18 protein-coding genes and 1 pseudogene are annotated in these 19,879 nt (G+C 70.8%); 11 read left to right on the top strand and 8 right to left on the bottom strand.

Annotation, left to right across the window (positions count from 1 at the left end):
* Window positions 1–82: 82 nt before the first annotated feature.
* From tyrS to BFF77_RS15035, 3 genes are all read right to left on the bottom strand, one after another.
* Window positions 83–1,351, bottom strand: coding sequence for a tyrosine--tRNA ligase (gene tyrS, locus BFF77_RS15045; RefSeq protein WP_066949138.1), 1,269 nt, complete (start codon window positions 1,349–1,351; stop codon window positions 83–85).
* Between the two features lie 85 nt (window positions 1,352–1,436).
* Window positions 1,437–2,843, bottom strand: a complete 1,407-nt coding sequence (locus BFF77_RS15040; protein WP_066949136.1) for a metallopeptidase TldD-related protein — start codon at window positions 2,841–2,843, stop codon at window positions 1,437–1,439.
* Between the two features lie 82 nt (window positions 2,844–2,925).
* Window positions 2,926–4,449 carry a TldD/PmbA family protein gene (locus BFF77_RS15035; RefSeq protein ID WP_066949134.1) on the bottom strand — a complete coding sequence of 508 codons (1,524 nt, stop codon included), beginning with the start codon at window positions 4,447–4,449 and terminating at the stop codon, window positions 2,926–2,928.
* 214 nt (window positions 4,450–4,663) lie between these two features.
* Here BFF77_RS15035 and BFF77_RS15030 point away from each other — a divergent pair.
* From BFF77_RS15030 to BFF77_RS15015, 4 genes and pseudogenes are all read left to right on the top strand, one after another.
* A pseudogene (locus BFF77_RS15030) lies at window positions 4,664–6,398 on the top strand (GTP-binding protein).
* Between the two features lie 147 nt (window positions 6,399–6,545).
* Window positions 6,546–7,265, top strand: a complete 720-nt coding sequence (gene fabG, locus BFF77_RS15025; RefSeq protein WP_066949132.1) for a 3-oxoacyl-[acyl-carrier-protein] reductase — start codon at window positions 6,546–6,548, stop codon at window positions 7,263–7,265.
* A 4-nt stretch (window positions 7,266–7,269) separates the two neighbouring features.
* Window positions 7,270–8,043: an enoyl-ACP reductase FabI gene (gene fabI / locus BFF77_RS15020; protein ID WP_066949125.1), complete on the top strand. Its 774-nt coding sequence runs from the start codon at window positions 7,270–7,272 to the stop codon at window positions 8,041–8,043.
* Window positions 8,044–8,316: 273 nt separating this feature from the next.
* Window positions 8,317–8,718 (top strand): hypothetical protein, encoded by a 402-nt coding sequence (locus BFF77_RS15015; RefSeq protein WP_107422163.1) that lies wholly within the window; start codon window positions 8,317–8,319, stop codon window positions 8,716–8,718.
* Window positions 8,719–8,854: 136 nt separating this feature from the next.
* Here the strand turns inward: BFF77_RS15015 and BFF77_RS15010 are convergent, their stop codons facing one another.
* Window positions 8,855–9,529, bottom strand: a complete 675-nt coding sequence (locus BFF77_RS15010; protein WP_066949123.1) for a FadR/GntR family transcriptional regulator — start codon at window positions 9,527–9,529, stop codon at window positions 8,855–8,857.
* Window positions 9,530–9,586: 57 nt separating this feature from the next.
* Between BFF77_RS15010 and BFF77_RS15005 the strand changes: the two genes are divergently transcribed.
* A complete protein-coding gene (locus tag BFF77_RS15005) occupies window positions 9,587–10,942 on the top strand; it encodes a CynX/NimT family MFS transporter (RefSeq protein WP_066949121.1) in 1,356 nt (451 codons plus the stop codon).
* A gap of 4 nt (window positions 10,943–10,946) precedes the next feature.
* The gene (locus BFF77_RS37765) at window positions 10,947–11,063 is read left to right on the top strand and encodes an SGM_5486 family transporter-associated protein (protein WP_281196470.1); all 117 of its coding nucleotides are present in this window, start codon (window positions 10,947–10,949) and stop codon (window positions 11,061–11,063) included.
* Between the two features lie 541 nt (window positions 11,064–11,604).
* Here the strand turns inward: BFF77_RS37765 and ybaK are convergent.
* From ybaK to BFF77_RS14985, 4 genes are all read right to left on the bottom strand, one after another.
* Window positions 11,605–12,114 (bottom strand): Cys-tRNA(Pro) deacylase, encoded by a 510-nt coding sequence (gene ybaK / locus BFF77_RS15000; protein ID WP_066949205.1) that lies wholly within the window; start codon window positions 12,112–12,114, stop codon window positions 11,605–11,607.
* Window positions 12,115–12,131: 17 nt separating this feature from the next.
* Window positions 12,132–12,872, bottom strand: a complete 741-nt coding sequence (locus BFF77_RS14995; protein ID WP_066949119.1) for an LON peptidase substrate-binding domain-containing protein — start codon at window positions 12,870–12,872, stop codon at window positions 12,132–12,134.
* A 5-nt stretch (window positions 12,873–12,877) separates the two neighbouring features.
* Window positions 12,878–13,906, bottom strand: coding sequence for a hypothetical protein (locus BFF77_RS14990; RefSeq protein ID WP_066949116.1), 1,029 nt, complete (start codon window positions 13,904–13,906; stop codon window positions 12,878–12,880).
* 350 nt (window positions 13,907–14,256) lie between these two features.
* Entirely contained in the window at window positions 14,257–15,858 is a 1,602-nt protein-coding gene (locus BFF77_RS14985) for an oxidoreductase (protein ID WP_066949113.1), read from the bottom strand.
* 185 nt (window positions 15,859–16,043) lie between these two features.
* Between BFF77_RS14985 and hisD the strand changes: the two genes are divergently transcribed.
* From hisD to hisH, 5 genes are read left to right on the top strand one after another with little or no spacing between them, the layout of a single operon-like run.
* Entirely contained in the window at window positions 16,044–17,375 is a 1,332-nt protein-coding gene (gene hisD, locus BFF77_RS14980) for a histidinol dehydrogenase (RefSeq protein ID WP_066949110.1), read from the top strand.
* On the top strand, window positions 17,372–18,490 hold the full coding sequence (locus BFF77_RS14975; protein WP_245703500.1) for a histidinol-phosphate transaminase: 1,119 nt from the start codon (window positions 17,372–17,374) through the stop codon (window positions 18,488–18,490). Before hisD ends, BFF77_RS14975 begins: the two co-directional genes overlap by 4 nt.
* Entirely contained in the window at window positions 18,487–19,080 is a 594-nt protein-coding gene (gene hisB / locus BFF77_RS14970; RefSeq protein WP_066949103.1) for an imidazoleglycerol-phosphate dehydratase HisB, read from the top strand. Before BFF77_RS14975 ends, hisB begins: the two co-directional genes overlap by 4 nt.
* Window positions 19,077–19,244 (top strand): hypothetical protein, encoded by a 168-nt coding sequence (locus tag BFF77_RS35630; protein ID WP_169922667.1) that lies wholly within the window; start codon window positions 19,077–19,079, stop codon window positions 19,242–19,244. Before hisB ends, BFF77_RS35630 begins: the two co-directional genes overlap by 4 nt.
* Complete coding sequence (gene hisH / locus BFF77_RS14965; RefSeq protein ID WP_066949100.1) at window positions 19,241–19,876, top strand: imidazole glycerol phosphate synthase subunit HisH; 636 nt, start codon at window positions 19,241–19,243, stop codon at window positions 19,874–19,876. Before BFF77_RS35630 ends, hisH begins: the two co-directional genes overlap by 4 nt.
* The last annotated feature ends 3 nt before the right edge of the window (window positions 19,877–19,879 follow it).

Raw genomic sequence — 19,879 nt, 5'->3', positions numbered from 1 at the left:
CCCCGGACCGGCCCGTTCCCGTACGTACCCCGGACCGGCCGTTCCCGTACGCGCCCCGGACCGGCCCACTCGGGCCGGCCGGTCAGCCGGCCGTGACCTCGACCGCGGCCAGGTTCTTCTTGCCCCGGCGCAGCACCAGCCAGCGGCCGTGCAGCAGCTCCTCACGGCCCGGTACGGACTCCGCGTCGGTGACCTTGACGTTGTTCACATACGCTCCGCCCTCCTTGACCGTGCGCCGCGCCGCCGACTTGCTCGGCGCGAGACCGGTCCCGGCGAGGAGATCCGCCACCGGTCCCAGCTCGGCGACCTCGGCGCGCGGCACCTCGGAGAGCGCCGCGCTCAGGGTGGCCTCGTCCAGCTCCGCCAGCTCGCCCTGGCCGAACAGCGCCCGGGAGGCCGCGACGACCGCCGCGCACTGCTCCTCGCCGTGCACGAGCGTCGTCAGCTCCTCCGCCAGCGCCCGCTGCGCCGCACGGGCCTGCGGGCGCTCCTCGGTGCCGCGCTCCAGCTCCGTCAGCTCCTCGCGGCTCCGGAAACTGAGGATGCGGCTGTACGAGGAGATGTCACGGTCGTCCACATTCAGCCAGAACTGGTAGAACGCGTACGGCGTGGTCATCTCCGGGTCGAGCCAGACCGCGCCGCTCTCCGACTTGCCGAACTTGGTCCCGTCCGCCTTGGTCATCAGCGGCGTGGCCAGCGCGTGCACGGTGGCCCCCGGCTCCAGCCGGTGGATCAGATCGAGACCGGCGGTGAGATTGCCCCACTGGTCGCTGCCGCCCTGCTGGAGGACACAGCCGTACCGCCGGTACAGCTCGAGGAAGTCCATGCTCTGGAGGAGCTGGTAGCTGAACTCGGTGTAGCTGATGCCCTCGTCCGACTCCAGCCTGCGGGCGATGGATTCCTTGGTGAGCATCTTGTTGACCCGGAAGTGCTTGCCGACGTCCCGCAGGAACTCGATCGCGGACAGGCCCGCGGTCCAGTCCAGATTGTTGACCACGGTCGCCGCGTTCGGGCCCTCGAAGGAGAGGAATGGCTCGATCTGGGCCCGCAGCCGCCGCACCCAGCCCGCGACCGTCTCCGGGTCGTTCAGCGTCCGCTCGGCCGTGGGCCGCGGGTCGCCGATCTGGCCGGTGGCCCCGCCCACCAGCGCCAGCGGCCGGTGTCCGGCCCGCTGGAGCCGGCGTACGGTCAGCACCTGCACGAGATGTCCCACGTGCAGACTGGGCGCGGTGGGATCGAAGCCGCAATAGAACGTCACGGGACCGTCCGCGAGCGCCTTGCGCAAAGCGTTCTCGTCGGTGGACAGGGCGAACAGCCCGCGCCACTTCAGCTCGTCGACGATATCCGTCACGGTCGTGTCTCTCCTCGGTGGTCAACTGGTTGGCCACCAGTCTATGGGCGTCGTCCAGGCGTCCCGCGCGCGTGCCGGGCGCCGGCTACACGCCCCGGCTGACCGAGCTCATGTTGAAGTCGGGCACGCGCAGCGCGGGCATCGCCGCCCGGGTGAACCAGTCGCCCCACTCGCGCGGCAGCGTCTTCTCCGTACGTCCGGCCTCGGCGGCGCGCGAGAGCAGATCGACGGGCGACTCGTTGAACCGGAAGTTGTTCACCTCGCCGACGACCTCGCCGTTCTCCACCAGATAGACCCCGTCCCTGGTCAGCCCGGTGAGCAGCAGCGTCGCCGGATCGACCTCACGGATGTACCAGAGGCAGGTCAGCAGCAGCCCGCGCGCGGTGGCGGAGACCATGTCCTCCAGCGACCGGTCGCCGCCGCCCTCCAGCATCAGATTGCCGGTGCCCGGCGCGACCGGGAGCCCGGTCAGGGCGGCGCTGTGCCGGGTGGTGATCAGATGGGCCAGCTCGCCCTCCCGAACCCAGTCCGTGGCGGTCAGCGGCAGACCGTTGTCGAACACGGAGGCGTCGTCGCCGGAGGAGTGCGCGATCACGAACGGCGCGGACTCCAGACCCGGCTCGTTCGGGTCGGTACGGAGCGTCAGCGGCAGCTCCGAGAGCCGCTCGCCGATACGGGTGCCGCCGCCGGGGCGGGAGAAGACCGTACGCCCCTCCGCCGTGTCCCGGGCGGTCGAGGACCAGAGCTGGTAGATCAGCAGATCGGCCACCGCGGTCGGCGGCAGCAGCGTCTCGTACCGTCCCGCGGGCAGATCGATCTTGCGCTCGGCCCAGGCCAGCCGCTGGGCCAGCTCGGCGTCGAGGACCGCCGGGTCCACGTCCTTGAAGTCGCGGGTGGCACGGCCCGCCCAGGCCGAGCGGGTGCGGTCGGGGGACTTGGCGTTCAGCTCCAGCGTGCCGTTGGGCTGGTCGTGGCGGAGCCGTACACCCGTGGACGTACCGAGATACGTCGAGGTCAGCTCGTGGTTGGCGAAACCGTACAGCTCACGGCCGCCGGCCCGGGCACGGGCGAAGGACTCGCCCAGCGCGGGCGCGAAGTCCGCGTAGACGGCGGAGGTCGTCTCGGCGGGCGCGTCCGTGAAGTCCCCCGACGCCGGACCCGCCTGGTCCCGGCCGACCAGCGGCTGCGCGTCCTCGGCGGGACCGGCGCCGCGCGCGGCGGCCTCGGCGGCCCGTACCAGCGGCTCCAGGTCCTCGGCGGTGACGGCGGAGCGCGAGACCACACCGGACGCGGTGCCCCGCGCCCCGTCGACGGTGGCGATGACGGTCAGGGTCCTGCCGCGGGTGACACCGTTGGTGGTGAGCGCGTTGCCGGCCCAGCGCAGATTGGCGGAGGAGTGTTCGTCGGCGATGACCACGCAGCCGTCGGCGGCGGACATCTCCAGCGCGCGCTCGACGATCTCGTGCGGCTTGCTGATGCGGCTGGTGCTCATCGTCCGGCCTCCTGCGTCGTGTTGGGACTGTGCTTTTCCGGGGGGCAACCCCCGGACCCCCGGCCGTGGATGGCGGGCCCGTTCATCGTCCGGCCTCCTGCGTCGTGTTCAGGATGTTGACGCCGCGGAACAGGGCGGAGGGGCAGCCGTGGGAGACCGCCGCCACCTGGCCCGGCTGGGCCTTGCCGCAGTTGAAGGCGCCGCCCAGGACATACGTCTGCGGTCCGCCGACCGCCTCCATCGAGCCCCAGAAGTCCGTCGTCGTCGCCTGGTAGGCGACATCACGGAGCTGGCCCGTCAGTTCGCCGTTCTCGATCCGGAAGAACCGCTGCCCGGTGAACTGGAAGTTGTAGCGCTGCATGTCGATCGACCACGACCGGTCGCCGACCACGTAGATCCCGCGCTCCACCCCGCCGATCAGGTCCTCCGTGCTCAGCCCGCCGGGATCCGGCCGCAGCGACACGTTCGCCATCCGCTGTACGGGCACATGCCCCGGCGAGTCCGCGTAGGCGCAGCCGTTGGAGCGGCCGAGGCCGGTGAGCTTCGCGATCCGGCGGTCGAGCTGGTAGCCGACGAGCGTGCCGTCCCTGACCAGGTCCCACGACTGCGCCTCGACGCCCTCGTCGTCGTAACCGATGGTCGCCAGGCCGTGTTCGGCGGTCCTGTCGCCCGTCACATTCATCACCGAGGAGCCGTACGCCAACTTCCCGAGCTGGTCGAACGTCGCGAACGACGTTCCCGCGTAGGCGGCCTCGTACCCGAGCGCCCGGTCGAGTTCCGTGGCATGGCCGATCGACTCGTGGATGGTCAGCCAGAGATTGGACGGATCGACGACCAGGTCGTACGTGCCCGCCTCGACGCCCGGCGCCCGCATCTTCTCGGCGAGCAGGCCCGGGATGCGCTCCAGCTCCGCGTCCCAGTCCCAGCCGGTCCCCGTGAGGTACTCCCAGCCGCGCCCGGCCGGCGGCGCGATCGTGCGCATCGAGTCGAACTCACCGCTCTCACCGTCGACGGCGGTGGCGGTGAGCTGCGGATGCAGCCTGATCCGCTGCTGGGTGGTGACCGTACCGGCGGTGTCCGCGTAGAACTTGTTCTCGTGCACGGTGAGCAGCGACGCGTCCACATGCGCGACGCCCTCCGCGCGCAGCAGCCGCCCGCTCCACTCCGCGAGCAGCCCGCTCTTGTCCTCGTCGGGCACGTCGAACGGATCGATCTCGTACGACGACACCCAGGTCTTCTCCGCGTGCACCGGCTCCTCGGCCAGCTCGACCCGCTCGTCCGAGCCGGCGGCCGAGATCACCTTCGCGGAGAGCCTCGCCATCGCCACCGCCTGTCCCGCCACCCGCGCCGCGGCGTCCATGGACAGATCGACGCCGGACGCGAAGCCCCAGGCACCGCCGTGCACCACCCGGACCGCGTACCCGAGATCCGTGGTGTCCGACGACCCGGCCGGCTTCCCGTCCCGCAGCCGCCACGACGCGCCGCGCACCCGCTCGAACCGGAAATCCGCGTGTTCCGCGCCGAGCGCCCGCGCCCGCGCGAGCGCGGCGTCGGCGAGCGCCCGCAGCGGCAGTGCCAGGAACGACTGATCTACCTCATGGGGCACGTCGGCCTCCCCTTCTCACACCTGTGTGTCATGTGTCCGCAGTGAATCATGCGGGCGCCGGGCGCCGCCTCGTGCCGGACAAATCGGTTGCGACCGGTTCGGCGCTCCGCTGTACTCGCCCCCGACATCGGATCGATCAAGGAGTTCGTCGTGCGAGGAACGTCTGTGTCCTGCCGGCGGGAAATCGCCGTCCACACAGAGGACCTGACACTTCGTGCGAACGCTGAACCTTGGAATCCTGGCGCATGTCGACGCCGGTAGGACGAGCCTGACCGAGCGGCTGCTGTACGCGGCCGGAGTCATCGACCGGATCGGCCGGGTCGATGACGGAAGTACCCGGACCGATTCCCTGGCGCTGGAGCGGCAGCGCGGGATCACGATCAAGTCGGCCGTCGTGTCGTTCCTGATCGACGACATCACCGTGAATCTGATCGATACGCCGGGACACCAGGATTTCATCGCCGAGGTCGAGCGTTCCCTGAACCTGCTCGACGGCGCCGTCCTGGTGATCTCCGCCGTCGAAGGCGTGCAGGCGCGGACACGTGTACTGATGCGGACGTTGCGGCGGCTCCGTATTCCCACGCTCCTTTTCGTGAACAAGATCGACCGCCGTGGCGCGCACGACGGGCGTGTGCTCCGGGCGGTGGCCGAGCGGCTGAGCCGCGCGGTCGTTCCGATGGGCGCGGCATACGGTCTCGGCACGCCCCGCGCCGGTTTCACGCCGTATCGACCGCGGTCCGGCGGGTGAGAAGGCGGCGTATGTCCGCATGCTCTCGGGGACCGTACGGACGCGGGACCGGCTGCCGTTCGGCCGGGACGGCGCGGGGAAGGTCACCGCGATCAGCGTGTTCGACCAGGGATCGGCCGTTCCGCGCGAGTCGGCCGGGGCCGGGCGGATCGCCGTCCTGGGCGGGCTCGCCGGTGTCCGGATCAAAGACACGGTCGGCGACCCCGGCGCCATCGCGTCCACGGCCGGCTCCCTTTCCCCGGACCGGCACTTCGCGCCGCCGTCGCTGAAGAGCGTCGTGGTCCCCCGCCGCTCGGCGGACCGCGGCGCGCTGCACGCGGCACTCGCCCGACTCGCCGAACAGGACCCGCTGATCAACCTCCGGCAGGACGAACTCCGCCAGGAGATTTCCGTATCGCTCCACGGAGAGGTGCAGAAAGAGGTCATCCGGGCGACGCCGGTGAATGACCTCGGAGTCGAGGCCGGCTTCCGGGAGACGACCACCATCTGTGTGGAACGGCTGACCGGATCCGGCTCGGCCGTCGAGATCATGGGAAAGGATCCCAATCCCTTTCCGGCCACACTCGGACTGCGTGTCGATCCGGCGCCGGTCGATTCCGGTGCGGAATTCCGGCTGGAGGTCGAACTCCGTTCCATGCCCCTCGCGTTCATGAAAGCCGTCGAGGACACCGTGCGGGAGACACTGCTCCAGGGCATTCACGGATGGCGGATCCCCGACTGCGCGGTCACCCTCACCCACTCCGGTTACGCGGCACGGCAGAGCCATTCCCGCGGCGTCTTCGACAAGAGCATGTCGAGCACCGGCGGCGATTTCCGCCATCTCACCCCGCTGGTCCTGATGAGCGCGATCGAGCAGGCCGGCACCACGGTCCACGAGCCGGTGCACCGCTTCCGTCTGGAACTCCCGGCGGATGTGTACGGATCGCTCCTGCCCGTTCCGGCCCGATTGCGCGCCGTACCGCGAACACCGTCCACACAGGGTGACTCATAAGTTCTGGAGGGTGAGATCCCGGCCGCGCAGGCGCATGAACTCCAACAGCGGCTGCCGACGCCGACGCGCGGCGAGGGCGTACTGGAATCCGCCTTCGACCACTACCGCCCGGTCACCGGCACCGTCCCGTCCCGGCCCCGCACGGACCACGGTCCACTCCACCGAAAGGAGTACCTGCTGCGTGTCGTACGAAGGACCGCCGGAGGTTAGTCCGACCGCTTCCCGCCCGCCCGTTCGCGGGTATCTGTAGGAATCCAACAGGGACCGTACCGAGGCGCTGTCAGGGGTCGATTCTCCGTCGGCGGGACCGTACCGATAGGTTTTCGGTGTACCAGACCGCTACGAAAGGCTGATCCGTTGAGCCGCTCGGTTCTCGTCACCGGAGGAAACCGGGGCATCGGCCTCGCCATCGCCCGGATCTTCGCCGAAGCCGGCGACAAGGTCGCCATCACCTACCGCTCCGGCGAGCCGCCGGCGGCGCTGCTGGAGCTGGGCTGCCTGGCGGTCCGCTGCGACATCACCGACACCGAGCAGGTGGAGCAGGCCTACAAGGAGATCGAGGAGAAGCACGGTCCCGTGGAGGTGCTGGTGGCCAACGCCGGTGTCACCAAGGACCAGTTGCTGATGCGGATGTCCGAGGACGACTTCACCTCCGTCCTCGACACCAACCTGACCGGCACCTTCCGTGTCGTCAAGCGCGCCAACCGCGCGATGCTGCGGGCCAAGAAGGGCCGGGTCGTCCTGATCTCCTCGGTGGTCGGGCTGCTCGGCTCGGCGGGACAGGCGAACTACGCCGCGTCCAAGGCCGGTCTCGTCGGCTTCGCGCGCTCCCTCGCCCGTGAACTGGGCTCGCGGAACATCACCTTCAACGTCGTCGCACCGGGCTTCGTCGACACCGACATGACCAAGGTGCTCACGGACGAGCAGCGCGCGGGCATCGTCTCGCAGGTGCCGCTCGGCCGCTACGCGCAGCCGGAGGAGATCGCCGCCGCGGTGCGGTTCCTCGCCTCCGACGACGCCTCGTACATCACTGGAGCCGTCATTCCCGTTGACGGCGGATTGGGCATGGGTCACTGATCACATGAGTGGAATCCTCGCCGGCAAGCGCGTTCTCGTGACAGGTGTCCTCACCGAGGGCTCCATCGCCTTCCATGCCGCCAAGGTGGCGCAGGAGGAGGGCGCCGATGTCATCCTCACCGGCTTCGGCCGGCTCACGCTGGTCGAGCGCATCGCCAAGCGGCTGCCCAAGCCCGCCCCGGTCATCGAGCTGGATGTCACCGACCAGGAGCATCTGGACCGGCTCGCCGGCCGGATCCGGGAGCTCCAGGGCGACGCCGGTGCCGGACTCGACGGTGTCGTGCACTCGATCGCCTTCGGCCCGCAGGGCGCGTTCAACTTCCTGGAGGGAAGCTGGGACGACGTCTCGACCGCCGTGCATGTCTCCGCGTACTCGCTGAAGTCCCTCACGACGGCCTGTCTGCCGCTGATGGAGCGCGGCGGCTCGGTGGTCGGTCTCACCTTCGACGCACAGGTCGCCTGGCCCAAGTACGACTGGATGGGCGTGGCCAAGGCGGCGCTGGAGTCCACCAACCGCTATCTCGCCCGTGACCTGGGCGCGCGGAACATCCGCTGCAATCTGGTCTCGGCCGGTCCGATCAAGTCCATGGCCGCCAAGTCCATCCCGGGCTTCGAGGAACTGGCGGACGTGTGGAACCACCGCGCGCCCATCGGCTGGGACCTGTCCGACCCGGACCCGGCCGGCCGGGGCGTCGTCGGTCTGCTGTCGGACTTCTTCCCGAAGACCACCGGCGAGATCGTGCATGTCGACGGCGGCGTGCACATGATGGGCGCCTGACCTCTCCCGCTCACCACCCCGCGCACGCCGGTTTCCGGAAGCCGCGCACCGTCCAGGCCGACGGTGCGCGGCTTCCGTTCGTCGTGGCGTCCTGCCGCGGCGTCGGCGGGGGCGGTGTCAGGGCGGTGCCGGGGCGCTGTCGGGGCGCGAAGGCCCGGTGATCGGGCGGAGTGACGGACCGTGTCCCTTCGATTCGAAAAGAGGGACAAGTGGCCCCACACTGAGCGCATCGGGGCATTCCGGTCGCCGTGCATGGGGGGAGGAGGTGCGGTCATGCGTCCGTCGCACCGCCGTACGGCCGCCGCTCTCGTCACGGCCCTGCTGATCGCGACCGGTTTCGCCGTCTCCTCGGAGCTGCGGGACGTACCCGTACCCGCCGCCGCCGATCTGTCAGTACCGGCGAGCGGCGCGGGCAGGGAGGAACGCGGCCGTCCCGACCGCTTCGGAGCCACCTGCCGTACGAAGATCGAGGGCTCCCGCGCCACCGCCTCCTGTCACAATCCGTACCCGGAGACCGACCGGGTGCGACTGCATGTCGAGTGCGAGCGCTGGTGGGACATCGACGCCGACAGCGCCGCGGTGGAGCTGGCCGCTGCCGGGTACGCGGAGCTCGCCGAGCGGTGCTGGATGGAGATCCGCCAGGTGTGGATCAGCCATGAGCGCGTGGCCTCCTGAGCGCCGCCCCACGGTCCGGGCGCTCCTTTGCGGACCGGGCGCGGCGGGACGGCCGGGCCGCGAGAGGGTTCGGGCGCGGCGGAACGGCCGGGTGCTCCCCGTGACGTGCCGCCGCTCCTGACCGTACGCCGTTCGCTCAGACCCGTTCGCCCGGGCAGTGGCGGGTGTAACCGGCAGCCTCCGTGCCCGCCGTCTCCACATCGCCCGCCCGGATCGCGGCCACCAGCCGCGCGTGGTCCATGTGGTTCTCGGGGCGCAGCTCCTGTCCCACGTCGTCACGGAGCCAGTCGCGCAGCAGGTGGTTGAGGTCCGCGTAGAGCGCGGTCAGGACATCATTGTGCGAGGCCGAGACGACCGCCATGTGCAAGGTGGCGTCCGCCGCGACGAACAGGTCCCGGTCGCCCGCGGCCCAGGCCTCCTCACGGTGGGCGAGCAGCCGGTCCAACTGCCGCAGATCCCGCTCCGTGCGCCGCTCGGCGGCCATCCTGGCGGCCGAGGACTCCAGCGTGGAGCGCACCTCCGCGATGTCGCGCGGGTCGGCGCCGGCGAAGCGCCGGTGCATCACACCGGCCAGCTCGCTGGTCGCCACGACATACGTTCCCGAGCCCTGCCGGATGTCCAGAAGCCCGTTGTGCGCGAGCGCGCGGACCGCCTCACGGACGGTGTTACGGGCCACTCCGAGCTGCGCCACCAGCTCGGGCTCGGTCGGGATACGGGATCCCACCGGCCATTCGCCCGAGGTGATCTGGCTCCGCAGCTCGGTGATCACCTGATCCGAGAGCGCGGAACGCCGGGGAGAGGTCAGCGCCATGGTGCTCCAAGTCGTGTGGCTGGACAGTCAATCATCCCATGATTCTATGATGGCACCATGCATGACGAGCCGCAGTCCCAGATACCCACGGAGACCCCGACCCGGATCCTGAACCGGCCGACCACGTCCACCACCACGTCCGGCGATTCCCCTGTACCGGCCGTGCCGGCCGCGGCGGGACCGGCCGGGACGGTCTGGTTCACCCGGCTTCTTGTCGTCGGGCTCGTTCTCGCCGCGCTCAATCTCCGCCCTGCCATCACCAGCCTCGGCGCGCTGCTCGAAGAGGTACGGGACGGGCTGCACATGAGCGGCACCGTCGCCGGTGTCCTCACCTCCGTACCGCCGCTCTGCTTCGCGGTCTTCGGCTTCACCGCGCCGCGCCTGGCCCGGCGGTACGGTCCGGGCGCCATCGTCTGCGCGGGCATGGTGGCCATCACGGCGGGACTGCTGATCCGACCGTTCGTGAGTGGTACGGCCGCCTTCCTCGCGGCGAGCGCGTTCGCGCTCATGGGTATCGCGGTCAGCAACGTACTGATGCCGGTGATCGTCAAGCGGTACTTCCCCGGCCGTGTCGGCACCATGACCGGGCTGTACTCGATGGCCCTGGCGCTCGGCACGGCCGTGGCCGCCGCCGCGACCGTTCCCATGACCGAGGCGCTCGGCGGTGGTTGGCGTACGGGGCTCGGTGTCTGGGCGGTGCTCGCCGCGGTGGCGGTACTGCCCTGGCTCGGCCTGGCACGTGACCGCGGCGCGGCGTCACACGCCGTGGCCGGGCCGACGGCCGGGCCGGCCGGACCTGCCACGGCGGCCCCCGTCCCCGGGCTCCGGCTCGGGCGCAGCCGTACCGCCTGGGCGCTGGCCTGCTTCTTCGGCCTCCAGGCCACCGGCGCTTACATCACCATGGGCTGGATGCCCCAGGTCTTCCGCGACGCGGGGGTTCCCGCCGGCACGGCGGGGCTGCTGCTCGCCGTGACCATGGTGATGGGGGTGCCACTTGCCTTTGTGATCCCGGGCCTGGCGGCGCGGATGAGGAACCAGGGCCCGATCGTGGTCGGTCTGGGCGTCTGCGGACTGACCGCCTACTCGGGCCTGTACTTCGCACCTGCCGAGGGCGCCTGGGTCTGGGTGGTCCTGCTGGGCATCTCGAACTGCTCGTTCCCGCTCGCCCTCACCATGATCGGCATGCGGTCGAGGTCCGGCGCGGGAGTCGTACGGCTCTCCGCGTTCGCCCAGAGCACCGGCTATCTGATCTCGATCCCCGGCCCGCTGCTGGTGGGCGTGCTGTACCAGCACACGGGCGGCTGGGGGCTGCCGATCGCGCTGATGGCGGGGTTCCTGGTGCCGCAGATGGTGGCGGGGGTGATCGCGGGGCGGGACCGGACGATCGAGGACGAGGCGCGGATGCGAGACTGAGGGCATGCCAGTCCTTGACCCGAATCCCCAGAACGGCCAGCAGAAGCTGCTCCTCGTGTTCGGCACGATCGTCGGCATCCTGGTGCTGATCGGCATCATCGCGTCGATCGCGTCGCCCTGACGGTGCGGTGCGCCTCCCGGCGGGGGGCCGTGGGTGCGGTGCGCGGTGCGCCTGGCGGGGCGGTTCGCGCCTGCGGCGGTGCGGTGTGCGCCCGCGGCGGTGCGCCTCCCGGCGCGGGCGCGGTGTGTAGGTGGTGCGGGGGGCGGGGCACTCCGGAGGTGCATGTCCGGACGGCATGATTTTTGCCGCGTGCGGGTTTCGTTGGTGGGTGCGGGTTGGTGTGCGGCACAAATCACGCTTTAGTGTCCGGACACGCACCTCCTGCGACCCCGCCCCCCTCCCGTCGGATCCCGGCTGCGGCTCGCCTGGGATGTCCGTTGGTGTGCCGGTTCCGCTCGGCCGCCTCGGGGTGTGGAGTGGTTCCGGCCGCGCACGGCCGCCGGCGAGTGAGCCGAAGGGCGCGCCGCTGTCGAAAGGGAGAGCGCGCGGAGGCCCTGAGGAACGAGGGGTCGAGCACGGTCGACCGTCGACAGGGGCATGGAGCGCCCGGAGGCGAACCGAGCCCCAAAAAGAAGGGGCGCCCGGAGGCGAACCGAGCCTCTTAAGAAGATGGGCCTCGGGCGATGGGGGCCAGGGTGGCGGCCGTGAGGGTTGCCAGGTCCTTGGGGGAGAGTTCCACCTCCAGGCCGCGGCGGCCCGCCGAGACGCAGATGGTGGTGTGGGACTCCGCCGAGGCGTCAAGCACCGTGCGGAGGCGTTTGCGCTGGCCCAGGGGGGAGATCCCGCCGCGTACATAGCCCGTCGTGCGTTCCGCCGCCGCCGGGTCCGCCATCGCCGCGCGTTTGCCGCCGACCGCCGCCGCGAGGGCCTTGAGGTCCAGTGAACCGGCGACCGGGACGACGGCCACGGTCAGTTCGCCGTCGACGTCCGCGACCAGGGTCTTGAAGACACGGTCCGGGGAGACGCCCAGCGCCTCGGCCGCCTCCTCACCGTAGGAGGCGGACGCCGGGTCGTGCTCGTACGCGTGCAGGGTGTACGCCGTGCCCGCCGCGGTCAGGGCGACCGTGGCCGGAGTGCCGCCGGACTGCTGCTTCTTGGACTTCTTCGCCAAGGTGTCCATTCCTCAGGTCAGTTGGGGCTGGGCGGAGTGTGCGTCAGCGTCACCCCGGGCAGGGAGGGCAGATGGCGGATCACCGCCGTCTCCGAGCGCAGCAGCTTCAGTTCCTCGCGCAGCCGTGCCGCGGTGTCCGGTGCCTCCAGCAGCCGCTGCTTCGCCGGGGTGTCGAGTACGGCCGCCGCGGCGACCAGATAGGACACCACCGAGGGCTCGTCGGGGAGTTCGTCGCTGGTGGACAGTGAGCGCTCGCGCGCGCCCGCCAGCCGTTTCTGGTAGCCGCGGAACGCCCGCAGCACACCTTCGGCGAGCGCGCGTGCGCCGTCGCCCGCCTCTTCGGTGAGCTCCTCCAGTTCGGCCGTCAGGAACGGGCCGCTCGCGTCGACCGAGAGCAGCCGGACCCGGGTGGTGCCGGTGGCCACCACCTCGAAGCTGCCGTCGGGGCGTTCACGGATCGTCGCCGCGTCCGCGACGCATCCCACCGGGTGGAAGGCGTCGAGCGGTTCGGGGCCGAAATCGGCGGCCGGGCCGCGCTGGGGCGCCGACGTCGCGTCCGGCATGCCCTGCGCGGTCGGTGCGACCTGGTGCCCGTCGCGGATGGCGACCACGGCGAAGCGGCGCGGCTCGGACTCGTCGGTCTTGAGCAGCTCACGCATCATCGCGCGATAGCGCTCCTCGAAGACGTTCAGGGGCAGGACGAGGCCCGGGAACAGCACCGCGTTCAGCGGGAAGAGAGGGAGGCGTGCGGTGGTCACAACGGTCAAGCGTAATGGCCGCGGGGCGGTCTCCGTTCTGCCCTGTTCCGCAAAGGCGTCGCCGAGGCCACCTGGATCCGGGCGCGGTCACGCGTTTCCAGGAACTGGCCCAGCGGATCGTCGGTGAAACAGGTCCACGGGAAGGACGTCGCGTACGGTCCGATCAGCCGGAACTGCTCCAGCGCCGCGGCCCAGCGGCCCCGCTCCATCAGCACGTACACCAGCAGATTGCGTACCTCGGCCGGCCAGGGATCGCATGCCGCGTACTCGGCGGAGACCGTGATCGCGAGATCCGCGGCGGCGTCGACACGGTCCGCCTGTACGGAGGTGAGCTGTCCGTCGAGCAGTTGTGTGAAGGCGGCCCGTACCGGCAGCGCGCGCACCAGCGAACCGGGCAGCGCGTCGTACGCCGCCTGCTCGGCGAAGTCGAAGCACTCGCGGTGCGAGCCGTACCACTGGGCCGAGAGGTACTGGAGCGCCGCGACATGGCAGCCGTAGTGGTGCGAGGAGCGGCGTACGGCCTGCGCCCACAGCGTCTCGAAGGCCGAGTGCGTGGCGTGGGTGCCGCGGGCGTGGTCCAGCGCGACGCGCCAGGGCACCGGATCGCGCGGATCGCCGTCGGCCGCGGCGTCGATCAGCGGGCCCGTCTCACGCAGCCGTTCGGCGCGGGCCGGTGACTCCCAGGCTCTGCGGATGGCGAGTTCGGCCTTGACGAGCAGGGCGTCGGGATCGCGGGGCGCGGCGCGCAGCCAGTCGGTGAGCCAGGCGTCGCGGCCGTGGGCGAAGGCCGCCAGCCGCATCACATAGCGGTCGCGGTTCTCCCACTCGGCCGACTCCCGTGTGGTCGCCAGCAGTTTCGCGGCCGGTTCGTACTCGCCGAGCGCGGCGGAGACCAGCGCGGGGCCGAGCCGGTCGTCCGGTGCGTCGAGCAGCACCGCGTCGTCCGGCGGCAGCCCGGCGCTGAGCTGCGGGGTGTGCCGGACCGTACGCGCGGTGCTGATCAGGGCGCGAAGCAATGACATGGTGCGGACCATTGAAAACCGCAGGTGGCGGCGGCGCCAGGGGGCGGCTGTGAAGCTTTGGTGGCGGGTGGAAGGTTGTCCTGTCGGCGGTCAAGGGACGGCAAAGAATCGCCTCAGGTGGTGCGCCTGGTGGCGGTGCGGTGCGCGCCTGCGGCCCGTGCCAGGTACGCACGGACGCCGATTTGTGAGGGGTGGTGAAGGGAGTGTGTCCGGGACGGTGGAGCGTGATCCTGCGAACCGCTCTGGGCGCCGTAAATCATGCTGTCCCGGACATGCCCCCGGAACGGCCCCCGGCGACAACCCGCGCACAACCACCGGCGCGAGCTCGCAACGCAGCTCGAACCACGGCCCCCGCCGGGAGGCTAAAGGCGGCGGAGGAGTCGTGACGCGCCCGTTGCCACCGTCGTGGCCAGGATCCAGCCCAGTATCACCAGCGTCGCCGCCGCCCATTGCCAGCCGCCCGTCAGCAGCCAGTAGCCGTCCTGGCCCAGGTTGATCACCGGGACCAGCAGGTCCAGCGCGTACAGCGCCGGGTTCCACTCCGGGTGTTCCGTGGCCTTGATCGACGGCGGCGCGTGGTGTGCGAAGCCGAGCGTGCCCGCGCCCCACAGCACTGCCATCCAGAGGGCCGCGCGGCCCGGGCGGTAGCCGTAGGCGACCGTCCAGTCCTGGAGGTAGCCCCAGAGCTTCCCGGCGAGCGGCAGCGTCTCGCGGCGGCGGCGCTGCTTGGCGAGCAGCACTTCGCGCGCGTCCTGGTCCTCGCCGCTGCCGCGCAGCACCTGGGCCAGTCGCTCGTACGGCTCGGGGGAGTACTCGGGTGTCGCCGCCGCCACCCACTCCAGCCGCCGCGGCAGCGGGAAGTGGCCGAACGGGACGAGGTTCTCGTAGACGAAGCCGGCCATCGCCAGACCGCCGGGCCCCGGCCAGCTCGTCGACATGTCGACCAGTGTGACGATCTTCGCGCCGCTCAGGACGACACGGCCCTCCTCCGGGCGCTCGCACTTGAACCGCAGCTCCGGCGTGACGATCCTGCGCAGCGAGAACTCGTCCGTGGCCGCCAGGAAGAAGCGCGCCTGGTCCACGTCGACCGCGTCGCCGAACCGCCCGTCGTCCAGCCGTACTCCGCCCCGGCATTCGAACGGCTGCAACCGTGTGCCGTGCAGCGGTGTGGAGACGCGTCCGACGCCGTGCGGCGGAGTGGCGCCGGGTGCGCCGGTCTCCTCGCTCACCCACGCGCCGGTCATGTACAGCGACCGCTCCACCGTGAGCTGCGGCGCGTTGAGCGCGCGCCGTTCCGCCGCCGCGCGCAGCCGGCTGCCCCGCAGGCTCAGGGACACACCGACCTTCGCGCCCCGCAGACTGACCTCGCCATATGTCTCGATCTGATCGGCCTGGAGGTCCTGGGCGACGGACATCCCGTCGGCCGTGATCGCCCGGCCGTGCCGGTCGGGCCGTACATCGATCTGGCTGATCAGCAGATCCGTACCGATCTGCGCGTCGGTCAGCCGTATGCCCCGGTCGACCCGGCAGCGCGGCAGATGCAGATCGCCCTCCGTGCGCAGCCGGGCCGCCTCCAGCCGCGGAATCGCACAGCCCACCATCCGCAGTGTGGTGAAGTGCGACTCGGGCAGCACCACCTCGTTCTCGAAGCGGCAGTGGTTCAGCTCGACGTACGGCGCGATCGTGCCGCCCGCGAGATTCAGCGTGCCGGTGATCTGGACCCCGCGCAGCTTCAGCGCCGCGACCCTGCCGGGGAGCGCCGCCGGGCCGCTGAGCAGCAGCAGGGCGATGACACGGGCGCGCACACTGCGCTCGGTGCCCCAGGGGAGCGGTGAGAAGGGATCGTTCAGCAGCGGGTCCGAGGTGCTCAGGTCGTAGGTGCTGCCGTTGCGGAACGACTGCCACATGCCCAGTTCCGCCGCGCTGAGCCAGTCGGGAGATTCGTCGTCCTGCGGCTCGGTCACTGCCGCCTCCGCTTCCCCTGATGATGTACGGATGGTCACGGACGGTGTATTTGGCTGGTCCGTACAACGGTTGTGCCCGCTGAGTGACCCGCTGAACGCTAGTGGTGAGGCGTGGCGTCCGGGACATGTATCAGCCAGTGATACGCGCGTCCGGCGGCCTGATCCGGTCTGCGAGAATTGACCCCGTGATCTCACGAATCGATCTGCGTGGCGAGGCCCTTCCCGAGGGTGGAGCCCTGCGCGACCTGCTGCCCCGAGCCGAGTTCGATGTGGAAGCCGCCCTGGAGAAGGTGCGGCCCCTCTGCGAGGACGTGCGCCATCGGGGCACCGCGGCACTGATCGAGTACGCCGAGAGATTCGACGGTGTGACGCTGGAGCGGATCCGGGTGCCCGTGGCCGCCCTGCACGCCGCGCTGGAAGAGCTCGACCCTGCCGTACGGGCCGCTCTGGAGGAGTCGATCCGGCGCGCCGAGCTGGTCCACCGCGCTCAGCGGCGCGGCTCGCACACCACCCAGGTCGTCCCCGGCGGCACGGTCACCGAGAAGTGGGTGCCCGTCGGGCGTGTGGGCCTCTACGCGCCGGGCGGCCGGTCGGTCTATCCGTCCTCCGTCGTCATGAACGTGGTGCCCGCGCAGGTGGCGGGTGTGGAGTCCATCGCGCTGGCCTCGCCCGCCCAGCGGGAGTTCGGCGGTCTGCCGCACCCGACGATCCTGGCCGCGTGCGCGCTGCTCGGGATCGACGAGGTGTACGCGGCGGGCGGCGCCACGGCCGTCGCGATGTTCGCGTACGGCACCTCAGGACCCGACGGCTGCGCTCCCGTGAACATGGTCACCGGCCCCGGCAATGTCTGGGTCGCCGCCGCCAAGCGCTACTTCACCGGCCGGATCGGTATCGACGCCGAGGCCGGCCCGACCGAGATCGCGATCCTCGCCGACGCGACCGCCGATCCCGTCCATGTCGCCGCCGACCTGATCAGCCAGGCCGAGCACGACCCGCTCGCCGCGGCCGTCCTCGTCACGGACTCGGTGGAGCTGGCCGACGCGGTGGACAAGGAGCTGGTGCCGCAGGTCGCCGCGACCAGGCACATCGAGGACCGGGTGGTGCCCGCGCTCTCCGGCCGGCAGTCGGCGGTCGTGCTGGTCGACTCCGTCGAGGACGGTCTGCGGGTCGTGGACGCGTACGGTGCCGAGCACCTGGAGATCCAGACCGCCCGCGCCGCCGAGGTGGCCGGACAGGTCCGCAACGCCGGCGCGATCTTCGTCGGCCCTTACTCGCCGGTCTCGCTCGGCGACTACTGCGCGGGCTCCAACCATGTGCTGCCGACCGGCGGTTGCGCCTGTCACTCCTCGGGGCTCTCCGTCCAGTCGTTCCTGCGCGGTATCCACATCGTGGACTACAGCGAGCACGCGCTCGCCGAGGTCGCCCACCATGTGGTCACCCTCGCGGAGGCGGAGGACCTGCCCGCCCACGGCGCGGCCGTGACGTCGAGGTTCGGATGGCAGGTGCCCGGCAAGTGACCAGCTCCGCCTTCGGCATCGACGATCTGCCCGTACGGGACGAGCTGCGCGGGAAGTTCCCCTACGGCGCGCCCCAGCTCGACGTCCCCGTACAGCTCAACACCAACGAGAACCCCTATCCCCTGCCCGAGCCGCTGGTCGAGCGGATCACCGAGCGCGTCCGCGAGGCCGCGCGCGGGCTCAACCGCTATCCCGACCGGGACGCGGTCGAGCTGCGCACCGAGCTGGCCGCGTATCTCACCCGTACCGGCAAGCACCCGCTGACGGCCGCGAACGTCTGGGCCGCCAACGGCTCCAACGAGGTCATCCAGCAACTGCTCCAGACCTTCGGCGGCCCGGGACGCACCGCCATCGGCTTCGAGCCCTCGTACTCGATGCACGCGCTCATCGCGCGCGGCACCGGCACCGGCTGGATCTCCGGGCCGCGCGGCGAGGACTTCACCATCGACGTGGACGCGGCGTGCGCGGTGCTCGCCGAGCGCCGGCCCGAGGTCGTCTTCATCACCTCGCCCAACAACCCCACGGGCACGGCCGTCGCCGCCGAGACGGTCCTCGCGCTGTACGAGGCCGCCCAGTCGGCGCGCGCGTCGCTCGTCGTGGTGGACGAGGCCTATGTCGAGTTCAGCCACCGGGCCTCCCTGCTGCCGCTGCTGGCGGACCGGCCGTGTCTGGTCGTGTGCCGCACGATGTCCAAGGCCTTCGGCGCGGCCGGACTGCGGCTCGGCTATCTCGCCGCGCATCCCGCCGTGGTCGACGCCGTCCAGCTGGTACGGCTGCCCTACCACCTCTCCGCCGTCACCCAGGCCACCGCGCTCGCCGCGCTGGAGCACACCGATACGCTGCTCGGGTACGTCGAGACGCTGAAGGCCGAGCGGGACCGGCTGGTCGGGGAGTTGCGGGCGATCGGTTACGAGGTCACCGAGTCGGACGCGAACTTCGTCCAGTTCGGCCGCTTCGAGGACTCCCACGCGGCCTGGCAGCGGATTCTCGACCGCGGTGTCCTGATCCGTGACAACGGCGTACCGGGCCGGCTGCGGGTCACCGCGGGCACTCCCGCCGAGAACGACGCGTTCCTCGACGCGGTACGTGATCTGAAGAAGGAGCAGAGCGCATGAGCCGCATCGGCCGTGTGGAACGCAGTACGAAGGAGACCTCCGTGGTCGTCGAGATCGATCTCGACGGCAGGGGCGAGGTCGATGTGTCGACGGGCGTCGGCTTCTACGACCACATGCTCGACCAGCTCGGTCGGCACGGTCTGTTCGATCTCACGGTGAAGACCGAGGGCGATCTGCACATCGACTCGCACCACACCATCGAGGACACCTCGCTCGCCCTCGGCGCCGCCTTCCGGCAGGCCCTCGGCGACAAGGTCGGCATCCACCGCTTCGGCAACTGCACCGTCCCGCTGGACGAGGCGCTCGCCCAGGTGACGGTGGACCTCTCGGGCCGCCCGTATCTGGTGCACACCGAGCCGGAGAACATGGCGCCGATGATCGGCGAGTACGACACGACCATGACGCGGCACATCCTGGAGTCCTTCGTGGCCCAGGCCCAGATCGCGCTGCACGTCCATGTCCCGTACGGGCGCAACGCCCACCACATCGTGGAGTGCCAGTTCAAGGCCCTCGCGCGCGCCCTGCGGTACGCCTCCGAGCGCGACCCGCGCGCGGTCGGCATCCTTCCTTCGACCAAGGGCGCCCTGTGACCGGTCTGTCGACCATTCTGATCGTCGTGGGGCTCTTTCTGGCCGGAGGCGTCTACTCCTTTGCCAAGCAGAAGCTGCCCAAGGGCGTGATCGTGCTGCTCGCGCTCTGCTCCGCGCTCTGTCTGATCGCCGGGGTCCTGCGTATCCAGGGGATCTGGGAATGACCAGGAACGTGGTTGTCTTCGACTACGGATTCGGCAATGTCCGTTCCGCGGAACGGGCCCTCGCCCGCGCCGGCGCGGAGGTGGAGATCACCCGTGATTTCGACCGCGCCATGAACGCCGACGGGCTGCTCGTCCCCGGTGTCGGCGCCTTTTCCGCCTGTATGAAGGGGCTCACCGCCGCGCGCGGCGACTGGATCATCGGCCGCAGGCTCGCGGGCGGCCGTCCCGTGATGGGCATCTGCGTCGGTATGCAGATCCTCTTCGAGCGGGGCATCGAGCACGGTGTGGAGACCGAGGGACTCGACGAGTGGCCCGGTACGGTGGCGCCGCTGACCGCGCCGATCGTGCCCCACATGGGATGGAACACGGTGCGGGCGCCGCGGGACAGCGAGCTGTTCGCCGGTCTCGACGCCGATGCCCGGTTCTACTTCGTCCACTCGTACGCGGTCCACGACTGGAACCTGGACGTCACCAACCCCAGGATCCGGGCCCCCAGGGTCACCTGGTCCACGCACGGCGAGCCGTTCGTGGCCGCGGTGGAGAACGGGGCACTGTGGGCGACCCAGTTCCACCCCGAGAAGTCCGGCGACGCCGGCGCCACGCTGCTGACCAACTGGATCGGAACCCTCTGAATG

This window comes from Streptomyces lushanensis (assembly GCF_001700515.1).
Taxonomy (GTDB): domain Bacteria; phylum Actinomycetota; class Actinomycetes; order Streptomycetales; family Streptomycetaceae; genus Streptomyces; species Streptomyces lushanensis.
Note: the sequence above shows the minus strand (reverse complement) of the source record. Positions and strands in the feature narration are given on the sequence as shown.

Coding starts and splice junctions, on each gene's coding strand:
- BFF77_RS15005 (WP_066949121.1), top strand. CDS start 9,587: ATGCATGACGAGCCGCAGTCCCAGATACCCACGGAGACCCCGACCCGG.
- BFF77_RS14990 (WP_066949116.1), bottom strand. CDS start 13,906: ATGGTCCGCACCATGTCATTGCTTCGCGCCCTGATCAGCACCGCGCGT.
- BFF77_RS15010 (WP_066949123.1), bottom strand. CDS start 9,529: ATGGCGCTGACCTCTCCCCGGCGTTCCGCGCTCTCGGATCAGGTGATC.
- hisH (WP_066949100.1), top strand. CDS start 19,241: ATGACCAGGAACGTGGTTGTCTTCGACTACGGATTCGGCAATGTCCGT.
- hisB (WP_066949103.1), top strand. CDS start 18,487: ATGAGCCGCATCGGCCGTGTGGAACGCAGTACGAAGGAGACCTCCGTG.
- BFF77_RS15015 (WP_107422163.1), top strand. CDS start 8,317: ATGCGTCCGTCGCACCGCCGTACGGCCGCCGCTCTCGTCACGGCCCTG.
- BFF77_RS15040 (WP_066949136.1), bottom strand. CDS start 2,843: ATGAGCACCAGCCGCATCAGCAAGCCGCACGAGATCGTCGAGCGCGCG.
- fabI (WP_066949125.1), top strand. CDS start 7,270: ATGAGTGGAATCCTCGCCGGCAAGCGCGTTCTCGTGACAGGTGTCCTC.
- BFF77_RS37765 (WP_281196470.1), top strand. CDS start 10,947: ATGCCAGTCCTTGACCCGAATCCCCAGAACGGCCAGCAGAAGCTGCTC.